This is a genomic window from Kineococcus auxinigenes (assembly GCF_050871525.1).
Lineage (GTDB): Bacteria > Actinomycetota > Actinomycetes > Actinomycetales > Kineococcaceae > Kineococcus.
Genome location: NZ_JBKBCT010000045.1, coordinates 1 through 12,732, shown reverse-complemented (window position 1 = coordinate 12,732; position 12,732 = coordinate 1). Strand labels below are relative to the sequence as shown.

The window sequence follows — 12,732 nt, the reverse complement described above, 5'->3', positions numbered from 1 at the left end:
GCCGGACGTGGACTGGGGGAGGACGAGAGCACCGCATGCACCGTCACTACAACGGTCTGAAGACCGCGGTCCTCTTCGGCGCGATCTGGGCCGTCCTGCTCCTGCTCGGCGCCCTGCTGGCGTCGACGTTCCGCGCGCCGGTGGTGCTGCTGGTCTTCGCCGGGCTGGGCGTGGCCACCTCCGCCTACGGCTACTGGAACTCCGACAAGCTCGCGCTGCGCGCCATGCGCGCCCGCCCGGTCTCCCAGGCGGAGCAGCCGGCGCTGTACCGGATCGTGGGGGAGCTGTCCGCGCGCGCCCACCAGCCGGTGCCGCGGTTGTACGTGTCGCCGACCATGGCGCCCAACGCCTTCGCCACCGGCCGCGACCCGCAGAACGCCGCGGTGTGCTGCACCGAGGGCATCCTGCAGCTGCTCGACGAGCGCGAGCTGCGCGGCGTGCTCGGCCACGAGCTGCAGCACGTGTACAACCGCGACATCCTCACGTCCTCGGTGGCCGGGGCGCTGGCCGGCGTCATCACGTCGGTCGCCCAGTTCGCGCAGTTCGGCGCGTTCCTCGGCGCGGGCGGTCGCGACGGGGAGGGCCGTTCCAACCCGCTCGCGCTGCTCGCGCTCTCGCTGGTCGCGCCGCTGGCCGCCGGCGTCATCCAGCTCGCCATCTCCCGCACCCGCGAGTACGACGCCGACGAGGACGGCGCACGCCTGACCGGCGACCCGCTGGCGCTGGCGTCGGCGCTGCGCAAGCTGGAGCTGGGCACGCGGCAGCTGCCCCTGCCGCCGGAGCGCGACCTCGTGAACACCAGCCACATGATGATCGCCAACCCCTTCCACGGCGGCGGCGTCAGCCGGCTGTTCTCCACCCACCCCCCGATGGCCGAGCGCATCGCGCGCCTGGAGGCGATGGCCGGCTACCGGCGCTGAGGCGGCCCCGCTCAGGCGAGGACGCCCTCCAGCCAGTCGCGCACCAGCGGCCAGGACTCGCCGTCCGGGTCGAGGGGGTCCTGGTGCCCGACCCCGTCGAGCAGCTCCAGGCGCACGTCGTCCCCGGCGGCGCTCGCCGCGTCGGCGAAGGCCTGCGCCTGCTGGTGCGGAACCGTCTCGTCCGCCGTGCCGTGCACGACGAGCAGCGGGATCCCCAGCGGGACCAGGCGGGTGGGGTCGCCCACGGCGTAGTGCCCGTCCACCTGCTCGCGCGCGCCGCCGAAGACGTTGCGCACGTTCGGGTCGCCGTCCGGACCGCCCAGCGCGGTGGGGTTGAGCACCCCCGACGCGGAGGCCGCGAACGCCGGCGCGAGCAGGGGGTCGGCCCCGGGGGCGCCCGCGGGCAGCCGGTGCCGGGCGGCGGCCCACACCGCCAGGTGCCCGCCCGCGGAGTGCCCCAGCACCAGCGTGCGCTCCTCGGGCAGGCCCAGCTCGCGCAGCACCCCCGCACCCTGGTCCACGGCGCTCGCCAGGTCGGTGAAGGTGCTCGTCCACCCCCCGCCGTCCCCCACGCCTCGGTAGTCGGCGTTCAGCACCGGCCAGCCGCGGCCCACGAGGTCCGCCACGAGCGGGTTGACGTCGCGACGGTCCACCTCCCCGCGCCAGGCGCCGCCGTGGACGAGGACGACGAGCGCGTCGCGGTGCTCACCCTGCGGCAGCCAGAGGTCGGCGACCTGGCGGGGGTGGGAGCCGTAGCGCCGCTCGGTGCGCTGCGACTCCCGCAGCCCGTCGGGTGCGGGGGCGCCCTGGTCGTCCGGGGTGGTCGGTGCGGGGCTGCTGCTCGCGGGAGCGGGTTCCGGGTCGCCCCCGGAGCACGCCGCGAGCGCCAGCCCCGCCGCGCCGGCCAGCACGGCTCGGCGCGCGGCGCCCCGGTTCACCGGTAGTTGACGAACTGCAGCGCGACGTCCAGGTCGGCGCCCTTGAGCAGCGCGATGACCTCCTGCAGGTCGTCGCGGCTCTTGGAGCTGACGCGCATCTCGTCACCGGTGATCTGCGTCTTCACGCTCTTCAGCCCGCTGTCGCGCACGAGCTTGCCGATCTTCTTGGCGACGTCCTGCTCCAGGCCCTCCTTGAGGGTGGCGGTGATGCGGTGCTCCTTGCCCGAGGGGGCCGGCTCGGACGTGTCCAGCGCCTTCAGCGACACCCCGCGCTTGATGAGCTTGGTCTGCAGCACGTCGAGCACGGCGTTCACGCGGTCCTCGGAGTTGGCGACCATGAGGATCGACTCGCCGCTCCAGCGCACGGAGGCGTCGGTGCCCTTGAAGTCGTAGCGCTGGGAGATCTCCTTGGCCGCCTGGTTCAGGGCGTTGTCCACCTCCTGGCGGTCGACCTTGCTGACGACGTCGAACGAGGACTCGCTGGGCACGTGAGCTGTTCCCTCCGGGGTGCGGTGCGTGCGGCCGGTTCGTGCCGGCCGCCAGACCTTGCTATCCTCTCACCCGCACCTGGTCCTCCAGGAGCACTGGCGGGTTGCCCGAGCGGCCAAAGGGAGCGGATTGTAAATCCGCCGGCATTGCCTTCGTTGGTTCGAATCCATCACCCGCCACGTCGCGAGCGCGACCCGGGCCCGGCAACGGGCCCGGGTCGCGGCGTGTAGGGTTAACCTCACGTCGTGCGAGCGGCTAGCACGCCCCGATAGCTCAGTGGTAGAGCACTTCCTTGGTAAGGAAGAGGTCTCGAGTTCAATCCTCGATCGGGGCTCTCAGCACCCGCGGGTCACCCCCGCCGGTGCGCGGCGGAGTAGCTCAGTTGGTAGAGCAAGCGGCTCATAATCGCTGTGTCGTCGGTTCAAGTCCGGCCTCCGCTACGGACACCGCAACGTCGTGACGAGCGGCCGCCTCCCCGGGGCGGCCGCTCGTCCTGCGTGGTGGTCCGGGCGCTCGGTCGCGTACCCTGGGGGGCGAGATCGCGGCGCTGAAGTCGCCCGCAGGACCCCAGTTCAGGAAGAGGCAACCCGCCGTGGCCAAGACCACCGACGTCCGCCCCAAGATCACCATGGCTTGCACCGAGTGCAAGGAGCGGAACTACATCACCAAGAAGAACCGGCGCAACGACCCCGACCGGCTCGACCTGGCGAAGTTCTGCCCGCGCTGCGGCAAGAAGACCACGCACCGCGAGACCCGCTGACCAGAGCTCGATCGCCGAAGTGACGTCCGTCACCGTCGACGAGTCCTTCCAGGGGCGGGTCTACCCCGCCTCCGGGGCGACCGTCGTGACCGCCGACGCGGTCCGGGCCTTCGCCCGGGCCGTGCGGGCGGTCCACCCGGCCCACCACGACGACGCCGCTGCGCGGGCCCTCGGCCACGCGGGTGTCGTGGCGCCGCCCACGTTCGCCGTCACCCTGGCGCAGCGGGCCGACGCGCAGTTCATCACCGACCCCGCGGCAGGCATCGACTACTCGCGCGTCGTGCACGGCGAGCAGTCCTTCACGCACCACCGCCCGGTCGTGGCCGGTGACGAGCTGACCGCCGAGCTGCACGTGGACCGCGTCCGCGTCGTGCGCGGCAACGCCATGGTCACCACCCGCACCGAGCTGCGCCTGGCGGACGGCACCCCCGTGTGCACCGCCGTCTCCACCCTCGTCGTGCGCGCCCCGGAGGAGCAGTGAGCACCGTCCGCTTCGAGGACGTCCAGGTCGGCGACGCACTGCCGCCCGCCCGCCACGAGGTGACCCGTGCGGACCTGCGCGCCTACGCCGAGGCCTCCGGCGACCGCAACCCCATCCACCTCGACGAGACCGTCGCGCGCTCCGTCGGCCTGCCCGACGTCATCGCCCACGGGATGCTCACCATGGGGCTGGCCGGCCAGAGCGCCGCCGGCTGGGCCGGTGACCCCGCCGCCGTCCTGGAGTTCGCCACCAAGTTCACGGCGCCCGTCGTCGTGCCCGCGCAGGGTGCCGCCGTCGTCGAGGTCGCCGGCACGGTCGCCGCCGTCGACGCCGAGCACCGCACGGCCACCGTGGACCTCGCCGTCACCAGCGCCGGCGTCAAGGTGCTGGGCCGCGCCCGCGCCGTCGTCCGCCTGCCGTGAGCTCCGCCGCACCCGCGGCGGCCGCCGACCGCGAAGGGCTGCGCGCCCGCAACGCCGTCTTCGCCGCCTTCGTCCTCAACGGCTTCGCCTTCGCCTGCTGGGTGGCGCGCATCCCGTCCGTGCGGGACTCGCTGGGGCTGTCGTTCGACCAGCTGGGGCTCCTGCTGCTCGCCCTGTCCGTCGGCTCGGTCGTGACGATGCCGCTGGCGGGGGCCGTCGTGATGCGCCTCGGCCGGGTGCGCACCGTCGCCGCCGGGGCCGTGGCCGTCGCGGTGGGTCTGCTGGCCGTCTCCATCGGTGCCGACGCGCTGACCAGCGTCCCCGTGGTCGCGGCCGGGCTGGCCGTGCAGGGTGCCGGCACCGCCGCCTGGGACGTGGCGATGAACGTGGAGGGCGCCGCCGTCGAGCGCCGCCTGGACCGCTCGATCATGTCCCGCTTCCACGCCGGGTACAGCCTGGGCACCGTGCTGGCCGCCGGGCTCGGCGTGCTGCTGCTGGCCGCGGACGTGCCCACCTGGGTCCACCTGGGCGGCGCGGCCGTGCTGGCGCTGGCCGGGGCCCTGCTCGCCGTGCGCTCCTTCCTCGGCGCTCCCGCTGCTCTGGAGCCCGGTCAGGAGGCGCCTCGCTCGATCTCGCTGCGCACCGCCTGGCGCGAGCCGCGCACCCTGCTGCTGGGGCTGATGGTCCTGTGCATGGCGTTCGTCGAGGGCACCGCCAACGACTGGCTGGCCGTGGGGGTCGTCGACGGCTACGGCGCCGCCGAGGAGGTCGGTGTCGCGGGGTTCGCGGCGTTCGTCGTCTTCATGACCGTCGGCCGCCTCCTGGGTCCGGTCGTGCTGGAGCGCACGGGCCGGGTCGCCGCGCTGCGCGGCTGCGCCGCGCTCGCCGTGGCCGGCGTGCTGGTGTTCGCGCTCGCCCCGTCCGTGCCGGTGGCCGTGGCCGGTGCGGCGCTGTGGGGGGTGGGCACCGCCCTCGGCTTCCCGCTGGGCATGAGCGCCGCCGCCGACGACGAGGCCGGCGCGGCCGCCCGCGTCAGCGTGGTGTCCTCCGTGGGGTACGCCGCCTTCCTCGCCGGCCCGCCCCTGCTCGGCCTGCTCGCCGAGCACGTCGGCATCCTCGACGCCCTGCTCGCCGCCGCCGTCGCCGCGGCGATCGCCCTGGTGCTCTCGGGCGTCGCCCGCCCGCCCGCCACCGCTCCCGGGAGCTCCTCGTGACCAGCCCCACCACGACCACCCCCGCCGCCGGAGCCCCCCTCGCTCCGCTGACCTCCCTGCGGGTGGGCGGCCCCGCCCGCCGGCTCGTGACGGCCCGCACCGAGGACGAGCTCGTCGAGGCGGTGCGCGCGGCCGACGCCGCGGGTGAGCCGCTGCTGCTCGTCGGGGGCGGCTCCAACCTGCTGGTCTCGGACGCCGGCTTCGACGGCACCGTCGTGCGCGTTGCCACCACCGGCGTGCGGCTGGGCTCCGAGGACGCCTGCGGCGGGGCCGTGGTCACCGCCGCGGCGGGGGAGCGCTGGGACGCCCTCGTCGCCCGGGCCGTGGCGAGCGGCTGGTCGGGTCTGGAGGCGCTGTCCGGCATCCCCGGCACGGTGGGCGCCACGCCCGTGCAGAACGTCGGCGCCTACGGGCAGGACGTCTCCCAGACCATCGCCACCGTGCGCACCTTCGACCGCGTGGCGGGCCGCCAGCGCACCTTCGCCGCCGCGGACCTGCGCTTCGGCTACCGCACCTCCCGGCTGAAGACCGAGCGCGTGGCGCTGCACGGCGAGCACGCCGAGAGCCGCTACGTCGTGCTCGAGGTCACCTTCCAGCTCCCGCTGGACGACCGCTCCGCGCCGGTCGCCTACGCCGAGCTGGCCCGCCGCCTCGGCGTGGAGGTCGGCGAGCGCGTGCCGATGACCGCCGTGCGCGCCGCCGTGCTCGCCCTGCGCGAGGGCAAGGGCATGGTGTGGGACGAGGCCCACCTGGACGACCACGACACCTGGAGCGCCGGCTCGTTCTTCACGAACCCCGTGCTGACGCCGCAGGAGGCGTCCGTGCTCCCCGAAGGCGCCCCCCGGTACCCGGCCGGCACCGGCGCGGACGGTGAGCCGCTGGTGAAGACGAGCGCCGCCTGGCTCATCGAGCGCGCCGGTTTCGGCAAGGGGTACGGCGCACCCGGCCCCGCGACGCTGTCCACCAAGCACGCGCTGGCGCTGACGAACCGCGGCTCGGCGCGCGCCGCCGACCTGCTGGCGCTGGCGCGCGAGGTGGCCGCCGGGGTCCACGAGCGCTTCGGCGTGCGGATCGTCAACGAGCCGGTGCTCGTCGGCTGCTCGCTCTGAGCAGCGCGTCGTGCACGAGGTCCAGCACCTCCTCCTGGCCCAGCCCCGCCTGGAGCGCCCGCTCCACGTAGCCCTCCGCGGCCCAGCGGACCTCCTCGTCCACCGGTGCGGCGGAGGCGGTGACGACCGTGCCGGTGCGCCGGCGCGAGGCGACGAGCCCGGCCAGCTCCAGCTCCCGGTAGGCGCGCTGCACCGTGCCGAGCGCCAGGCCGAGGTCCGCCGCCAGCGCCCGGGCGGCGGGCAGCCGGTCACCGGTGCGCAGCGCACCCGTGGTGACGAGCGTGGCCACCTGCCGGCGCAGCTGTTCGTAGACCGGCACGGGGGAGGCGGTGTCGACGACGAGGCGCAGCCCGCTCACGCGGCACGCACCGCCGCACGCTCCCGCCGCAGCCCCGCAGCGGGCCAGAAGAGCGCGGCGAGCCCGGCGAGCGCCAGGACCGGTGAGCTCCACAGCGCCACCACGGCCAGCGCGCTCCACCCCCGGGGTGGCGTCGAGGAGCGCCAGGCGTCCGGCGCGACCTGGTACTCGCCGCCGAGCCCGCCGGCCGAGCTCCCCGCCAGCAGCAGCAGGCCTGCCAGCGTCAGGGTCGCGGCGGCGGTCGAGGTGCGCAGCACCCGGTGCGCGGCCACCCGGCGCAGCGCGGCGTCCGTGGCGTCGTCGCTCGCCGGCGCCGACGGCCGTACCGGCACCCGGTGCAGGACGGCGCCGGTGACGACGGCGGTGAGCACGGCCAGGGCTGCGACCGGGACGGTCAGCGCCGCCCCGGGGAAGGTGGCGGCGCTCCAGGTCGCCAGCCCGTCGGGGGAGGACCACTGGACCGACCGCCCGTCCTCGGCCCCCAGGGCGGCGCCGAGGAAGCAGGTCGCGGCGAGCAGGGCGCCGACCGCGGCGGCGCAGCGGAGCAGGCCGGGGGAGGCGCTGTCGCGCACCGAGCGCACCAGCAGCCGCGCGCTGCGCAGCCGGGCCACCGGGCGGGGCCACGTCGCCTCCGCCACCAGGGCCACCAGCGCGTAGGCGGTGGCCCCGGCCAGCGGGGCGAGCACGACCAGTCGCTCCTCGTGCAGGCGCCACGCACCCGCCACGCACCCCGCTGCGGTGCCGGCGGCCGCCAGTCCGGCGAGCCCCGTCCACACGTCGCCGCGGCGCCGTGCTCCGGCGACGGGCAGCGGGAGCACGGCGTCCGGCACCCGGCGGCGCGCGGTGAGGGTGGCCGCCGCGCCCGCGAGCACCAGGCTCACCAGCAGCGGCCCCAGCACGACCAGGCCCGCGAACACGGTGCCTCCTCATCATCGACCCATTGATTCGCTCAATTGAGTCAATCACGCCGGGGTGGTCCGCGCCAGCCCCTCCACCCCGTCCGGAGCAGCCGCCAGCCAGTCGTCCACCTGCGCCTGCAGCGCCCGCTTCGTCGCCGCCGGCGCCCGCGAAGCGCTGATCGAGGCCTTCGCCAGCCCCGCCAGCGCGGCGTCGTCGAGCCCGTGGTCCTCGCGGGCGCTGCGGTACTGCGCCGCCAGGCGAAGGCCGAACAGCAGCGGGTCGTCCGCGCCGAGGGCCACGGTCGCGCCGGCCTCCAGCAGCCGTCGCAGGGGCACGTGCGCCAGGTCGCCGTAGACGCCCAGGGAGACGTTGCTCGCCGGGCACACCTCCAGGGCGACGCCCGCGTCCACGACGCGGCGCAGCAGGTCCGGGTCCTCGGCGCTGCGCACCCCGTGACCCAGCCGGTCGGGCTGCAGCGCCGCCAGCGTCTCGCGCACGTGCGCCGGTCCCAGCAGCTCGCCGGAGTGCGGGACCGAGGCCAGGCCGGCGCGGCGGGCGATGGCGAAGGCGCCGGCGAACTCGCTCGTCGTGCCGCGCCGCTCGTCGTTGGACAGCCCGAAGCCGACGACCGTGCCCGGCCCCTGGCCGGCGTGCCGGGCGGCGAGCCTGGCCAGGGTCCGCGCGTCCAGCGGGTGGCGCACCCGGCTGGCGGCCACGACGACCGCCACCGCCGTGCCGGTCAGCGCGGTGGCCTCCCGGGCGGCGTCCAGGACGATCTCCAGCGCCGGCGTGAGACCGCCGACGTGGACGGCGTACGAGGTGGGGTCCACCTGCAGCTCCAGCCACCTCGAGCCCTCCGCGGCGTCGTCGGCGGCCGCCTCGAGCACGATGCGGCGCATGTCCCCGGCGGTGCGCACGCACGCGCGGGCGGCGTCGTAGAGGCGCTGGAAGCGGAACCAGCCGCGCGCGTCCGGCGACAGCGACAGCGGGTGCGGACCGGTCAGCGCGGCAGGCAGCCGCACCCCGTGCGTCTCGGCCAGTTCCACCAGGGTGCTCGTGCGCATCGACCCCGTGAAGTGCAGGTGCAGGTGGGCCTTCGGCAGCGCCTCCAGAGAACGCGTCACGCCGAGTGAGTCTGCCAGTGCGTCAGGTGATCGGCTGGTCGGCGCCGGAGAGCGCGGTGAGCACTCGCAGAGCCTGCTCCGCCCGCTCGACGGGCACCAGCACGTGGTCGTGGAAGCGCCCCGCGAGCACGTTGGCGGGGATGCCGGCGTCCGTCAGCGCCCGGCTGAGCGCGGCGGTCAGCCCCACGGCGTCCAGCGCGGAGTGCACCTCCAGCGAGATCCACGCGTACCGCTCGTCCCCGGCGGCCGGCTCGCCCAGCTCCGCGGCCCGCTCGGCGGGCAGCACGAGCGTCAGGCCCTCGTCCTCGACCACGGTCGCCGCCGGCTCCAGCGCGCGCGGGACGTCGGCGACGGTGCTGCCCGGCGGCAGGTGCCGGTAGGCGAACTCGCCGGGGCGGCGCACCGGGCGCAGCGAGCGCAGCAGGACGGCGAGGTCGCGCTCGCCGCCGGGGGCGCTCACACGACCTCGGCCAGCAGCCGCTGGATCCGCCCCACGCCCTCCTCCAGGTCCGCGTCCGCCAGTGCGTAGGACAGTCGCAGGTACCCGCTGGGCCCGAAGGCCTCACCGGGCACGACGGCCACCTCGGCCTCCGCCAGGATCAGCTCCGCCAGCCGGGCCGAGGAAGTGATCTCGCTGCCCCGCAACGACTTCCCGATCAAGCCCTCGACGGAGGGGTAGGCGTAGAAGGCGCCCTCGGGCAGCGGGCACTCGACCCCGTCGATCGCGGAGAGCATCTCGGTCATGCGCCGCCGGCGGCGGTCGAAGGCGGTGCGCATGGCCGCCACGGCCTCGAGGTCGCCGGACAGGGCGGCGATCGCGGCGCGCTGGGAGACGTTGGCGACGTTGGACGTCAGGTGCGACTGCAGGTTCGCCACCGCCCCGACGACGTCGGCGGGCCCGGCGAGCCAGCCCACCCGCCAGCCGGTCATCGCGTACGTCTTGGCCACGCCGTTCAGGACGACGCAGGTGTCGGCGAGCTCGGGGACCTCCACGGGCACCGAGGCCGCTCGGGCGCCGTCGTAGACGAGGTGCTCGTAGATCTCGTCGGTGACGACCCACACGCCGTGCTCCAGCGCCCAGAGCCCGATGGCGCGGACCTCCTCGGGGGAGTAGACGGCGCCGGTGGGGTTGGAGGGCGAGTTGAACAGCAGGGCCTTGGTGCGCGGGGTGCGCGCCGCCTCCAGCTGCTCGACGGTCACCTTGTAACCCTGCTCGATGCCGGCGAAGACCTCCACCGGCACGCCGCCGGCCAGCCGGGCGGCCTCGGGGTAGGTCGTCCAGTAGGGGGCGGGCAGCAGCAGCTCGTCGCCCGGGTCCAGCAGCGCCGCGAACGTCTCGTAGACGGCCTGCTTGCCGCCGTTGGTGACCAGGACCTGCGAGGGGGACACCTCGTAGCCGGAGTCGCGCAGCGTCTTGGCGGCGATCGCCTCGCGCAGCGCGGGCAGCCCCCCTGCGGGGGTGTAGCGGTGGTTGGCGGGGTCGGTGCAGGCGGCGACGGCGGCCTCGACGACCGCCGGCGGGGTGGGGAAGTCCGGCTCCCCGGCGCCGAAGCCGATGACGGGGCGGCCGGCGGCCTTGAGCGCCTTCGCCTTCGCGTCCACGGCGAGGGTCGCGGACTCGGCGATGCCGGCGACGCGGGCGGACACTCGGGGGCGGCTGGGGGCGCTCGGAGCGGACACGGCTCCCATCCTGGCACCCCGCCCGCGCCGCCCGCCCGCGTCCCGCGCCGGTCGTCCCGGTGGCCCGGGAGCCCGGCCCGGTGCGTCGGGTTCGACGTCGCGGCGTGTTCTCGCCTAGAGTACTCGACGGCGGGCTCGTCCCGCCGTGGTGGAGCGTGCCCCCGAGGTGCGCCGAACCGCTCAGGGCAGTGGCGCAATTGGTAGCGCACCGGTCTCCAAAACCGGCGGTTGTGGGTTCGAGTCCCTCCTGCCCTGCGAGCACCACCCGCGTCCCCCGGGGACGCGCCCGCCGCATCAGCGCGCAGCGGGTCAGCACCAGGCGAGTCAGCACCGGAGCACCGGCAGACGGTGGGGAGCAGGTCGACGTGAGCGAGACGAAGGCCGCGGACCGAGCGGCGGCCAAGCGCCGCGGCGGTGTCCTGCTCTTCCTGCGCCAGGTGGTCGAGGAGCTGCGCAAGGTCGTCTGGCCCACCCGCCGCGACCTGCTGAGCTACACGGGTGTCGTCCTGGTCTTCGTCGTGGTGATGATGCTCTTGGTGTCCGTCCTGGACTACGGCATCGGCAAGCTCGTCCTGCTGGTGTTCGGGTCCTGACGGACGGCGGCGCACCGCTGCGGTGCGCGGAGTCCCTATCCCGAAGGAAGCAGGTCAGCACCGTGTCGGAGCAGTGGGGTCCCTCGCTCGGCGAGCGGCGCACCGACGACAGCCCGGAGGGCGGCGAGCCGTTCGACGCGGGGAGCGATGAGGTCTTCAGCTCCGCGGCCGAGCCGTCGTCCGTGCCGGTGGGCGAGTACGAGGCCGAGCGCACCGAGGCCGACGCCTCGCTGACGGGCTACGACGCCGAGGACGTCGAGGCGAACGCCGAGGCCGACGCGGAGGCTGCGCTCGAGCAGGCCGCCGACACGCCGGACGCACCGCTCGCCGACGCCGTGGGCGCGCCCGAGGGCGACGAGGCGAACGACCTCGGTGCCGCGGGCCCGGCCGACGGCGACCCCGTGGGCGAGGTCGACGACCTCGACGCGGACGTCGACGAGGCGGAGGAGTTCCGCAAGAAGCTGCGGCGCATGCCCGGCGAGTGGTTCGTCGTCCACAGCTACGCCGGCTACGAGAACCGCGTGAAGACCAACCTCGAGACCCGCATGACCAGCCTCAACATGGAGGACTACATCTTCCAGGTCGAGGTGCCCATGGAGGAGGTCGTCGAGGTCAAGAACGGCCAGCGCAAGAACGTGCGCCGCGTGCGCATCCCCGGCTACGTCCTGGTGCGCATGGACCTGACCGACGAGTCGTGGGGCGCCGTGCGGCACACCCCGGGCGTGACGGGGTTCGTGGGCAACACCCACCAGCCGGTGCCGCTGTCCACCGACGAGGTCTTCTCGATGCTCGCCCCCGCCCTGCAGCAGAAGCCGAAGGGCGGCGGAGCCGGTGACGCCACCGCCGCCGGCGGCACCGCCGCGGCCGCCCCGCGCGAGGTCGACTTCGAGGTCGGCGAGTCGGTCACCGTCATGGAGGGCCCCTTCGAGACCCTGCCGGCGACCATCTCGGAGATCTCCGCGGACCGGCAGAAGCTCACCGTGCTGGTGTCGATCTTCGGCCGCGAGACGCCCGTGGAGCTCAACTTCAACCAGGTCGCCAAGATCTGACGCCGTCGCTCACGAGCCCCCTGCCCCCTCGGCAGGGGGCTCGTCGCGCGTGCACGCCCCTCGCGCGGTCGGCGTAGACTGGACGGCGGCCTCAACCCGTCGTCGCCCGATCCGCGGGCACCGATACGGCCACCCACAGCCTGAGAAGGGATCGCGCATGCCCCCCAAGAAGAAGGTCGCCGGCCTCATCAAGCTCCAGATCAAGGCCGGCCAGGCCACGCCCGCCCCGCCGATCGGCCCCGCGCTCGGTCAGCACGGCGTGAACATCATGGAGTTCTGCAAGGCCTACAACGCGCAGACCGAGGCCCAGCGCGGCAACGTGATCCCGGTGGAGATCACGGTCTACGAGGACCGCTCCTTCACCTTCATCACCAAGACGCCGCCGGCCGCGGAGCTCATCAAGAAGGCCGCGGGCGTCGCCAAGGGCTCCGGCGAGCCGCACGTCACCAAGGTCGCGAACCTCACGCAGGCCCAGGTGCGCGAGATCGCCGAGCAGAAGCTCCAGGACCTCAACGCCAAGGACGTCGACATGGCGGCCCGCATCATCGCCGGCACCGCCCGGTCGATGGGCATCACCGTCTCGGACTGACGTCCTCCCGCAGCGGGGGGGGGGCGGGCGGGCGCGGGCGCGCGGGGGGGGGGGGGGCGGGCGGGGGGGCGGCCAGCGCGACGGCCACTACGACTCGCTCGTCGCC

16 protein-coding genes and 4 tRNA genes are annotated in these 12,732 nt (G+C 75.0%); 13 read left to right on the top strand and 7 right to left on the bottom strand.

What is annotated here, in order from left to right:
- Window positions 1–35: 35 nt before the first annotated feature.
- On the top strand, window positions 36–920 hold the full coding sequence (gene htpX / locus ACRYR9_RS13055; RefSeq protein WP_432495350.1) for a zinc metalloprotease HtpX: 885 nt from the start codon (window positions 36–38) through the stop codon (window positions 918–920).
- An 11-nt stretch (window positions 921–931) separates the two neighbouring features.
- On the opposite strand, the gene ACRYR9_RS13050 is transcribed toward htpX, so the two are convergent.
- Window positions 932–1,858: an alpha/beta hydrolase family protein gene (locus ACRYR9_RS13050; protein ID WP_432495352.1), complete on the bottom strand. Its 927-nt coding sequence runs from the start codon at window positions 1,856–1,858 to the stop codon at window positions 932–934.
- Window positions 1,855–2,346, bottom strand: a complete 492-nt coding sequence (locus ACRYR9_RS13045) for a YajQ family cyclic di-GMP-binding protein (protein ID WP_432495354.1) — start codon at window positions 2,344–2,346, stop codon at window positions 1,855–1,857. The genes ACRYR9_RS13050 and ACRYR9_RS13045 overlap by 4 nt, the downstream gene beginning before the upstream one ends.
- A 98-nt stretch (window positions 2,347–2,444) precedes the next feature.
- Between ACRYR9_RS13045 and ACRYR9_RS13040 the strand changes: the two genes are divergently transcribed.
- From ACRYR9_RS13040 to ACRYR9_RS13005, 8 genes are all read left to right on the top strand, one after another.
- Window positions 2,445–2,526: transfer RNA gene (locus tag ACRYR9_RS13040), tRNA-Tyr, on the top strand.
- An 83-nt stretch (window positions 2,527–2,609) separates the two neighbouring features.
- Window positions 2,610–2,681 (top strand) — tRNA-Thr (locus ACRYR9_RS13035).
- A 33-nt stretch (window positions 2,682–2,714) separates the two neighbouring features.
- Window positions 2,715–2,787: transfer RNA gene (locus ACRYR9_RS13030), tRNA-Met, on the top strand.
- Between the two features lie 152 nt (window positions 2,788–2,939).
- Complete coding sequence (rpmG, locus tag ACRYR9_RS13025) at window positions 2,940–3,107, top strand: 50S ribosomal protein L33 (RefSeq protein WP_012085006.1); 168 nt, start codon at window positions 2,940–2,942, stop codon at window positions 3,105–3,107.
- A gap of 19 nt (window positions 3,108–3,126) precedes the next feature.
- Window positions 3,127–3,588 (top strand): FAS1-like dehydratase domain-containing protein, encoded by a 462-nt coding sequence (locus tag ACRYR9_RS13020; RefSeq protein WP_432495356.1) that lies wholly within the window; start codon window positions 3,127–3,129, stop codon window positions 3,586–3,588.
- The gene (locus tag ACRYR9_RS13015; RefSeq protein ID WP_432495358.1) at window positions 3,585–4,010 is read left to right on the top strand and encodes a MaoC/PaaZ C-terminal domain-containing protein; all 426 of its coding nucleotides are present in this window, start codon (window positions 3,585–3,587) and stop codon (window positions 4,008–4,010) included. Before ACRYR9_RS13020 ends, ACRYR9_RS13015 begins: the two co-directional genes overlap by 4 nt.
- Entirely contained in the window at window positions 4,007–5,224 is a 1,218-nt protein-coding gene (locus ACRYR9_RS13010) for an MFS transporter (RefSeq protein ID WP_432495360.1), read from the top strand. Before ACRYR9_RS13015 ends, ACRYR9_RS13010 begins: the two co-directional genes overlap by 4 nt.
- Window positions 5,221–6,333, top strand: a complete 1,113-nt coding sequence (locus tag ACRYR9_RS13005; RefSeq protein WP_432495362.1) for a UDP-N-acetylmuramate dehydrogenase — start codon at window positions 5,221–5,223, stop codon at window positions 6,331–6,333. Before ACRYR9_RS13010 ends, ACRYR9_RS13005 begins: the two co-directional genes overlap by 4 nt.
- On the opposite strand, the gene ACRYR9_RS13000 is transcribed toward ACRYR9_RS13005, so the two are convergent.
- Genes ACRYR9_RS13000 through ACRYR9_RS12980 form a run of 5 tightly spaced genes read right to left on the bottom strand, consistent with a single transcriptional unit; the run spans window position 6,299 to window position 10,404 of the window.
- Entirely contained in the window at window positions 6,299–6,691 is a 393-nt protein-coding gene (locus ACRYR9_RS13000) for a GntR family transcriptional regulator (RefSeq protein WP_432495364.1), read from the bottom strand. The two genes, ACRYR9_RS13005 and ACRYR9_RS13000, sit on opposite strands and share 35 nt — an antisense overlap.
- On the bottom strand, window positions 6,688–7,608 hold the full coding sequence (locus tag ACRYR9_RS12995; protein ID WP_432495366.1) for a hypothetical protein: 921 nt from the start codon (window positions 7,606–7,608) through the stop codon (window positions 6,688–6,690). Before ACRYR9_RS12995 ends, ACRYR9_RS13000 begins: the two co-directional genes overlap by 4 nt.
- Window positions 7,609–7,653: 45 nt before the next feature.
- Window positions 7,654–8,715, bottom strand: coding sequence for an adenosine deaminase (locus tag ACRYR9_RS12990; protein WP_432495368.1), 1,062 nt, complete (start codon window positions 8,713–8,715; stop codon window positions 7,654–7,656).
- Between the two features lie 22 nt (window positions 8,716–8,737).
- Window positions 8,738–9,175 carry an ACT domain-containing protein gene (locus ACRYR9_RS12985; RefSeq protein ID WP_432495370.1) on the bottom strand — a complete coding sequence of 146 codons (438 nt, stop codon included), beginning with the start codon at window positions 9,173–9,175 and terminating at the stop codon, window positions 8,738–8,740.
- The gene (locus ACRYR9_RS12980; protein ID WP_432495372.1) at window positions 9,172–10,404 is read right to left on the bottom strand and encodes a pyridoxal phosphate-dependent aminotransferase; all 1,233 of its coding nucleotides are present in this window, start codon (window positions 10,402–10,404) and stop codon (window positions 9,172–9,174) included. Before ACRYR9_RS12980 ends, ACRYR9_RS12985 begins: the two co-directional genes overlap by 4 nt.
- Window positions 10,405–10,577: 173 nt before the next feature.
- Here ACRYR9_RS12980 and ACRYR9_RS12975 point away from each other — a divergent pair.
- The 4 genes from ACRYR9_RS12975 to rplK all read left to right on the top strand — a co-directional run bounded on the left by ACRYR9_RS12975 (window position 10,578) and on the right by rplK (window position 12,626).
- A tRNA-Trp gene (locus ACRYR9_RS12975) sits at window positions 10,578–10,650 on the top strand.
- Between the two features lie 110 nt (window positions 10,651–10,760).
- A complete protein-coding gene (gene secE, locus ACRYR9_RS12970) occupies window positions 10,761–10,988 on the top strand; it encodes a preprotein translocase subunit SecE (RefSeq protein ID WP_166609996.1) in 228 nt (75 codons plus the stop codon).
- Between the two features lie 62 nt (window positions 10,989–11,050).
- Complete coding sequence (gene nusG, locus ACRYR9_RS12965) at window positions 11,051–12,037, top strand: transcription termination/antitermination protein NusG (RefSeq protein WP_432495374.1); 987 nt, start codon at window positions 11,051–11,053, stop codon at window positions 12,035–12,037.
- Between the two features lie 157 nt (window positions 12,038–12,194).
- Window positions 12,195–12,626, top strand: a complete 432-nt coding sequence (rplK, locus tag ACRYR9_RS12960; RefSeq protein WP_242126783.1) for a 50S ribosomal protein L11 — start codon at window positions 12,195–12,197, stop codon at window positions 12,624–12,626.
- Window positions 12,627–12,732 lie beyond the last annotated feature (106 nt).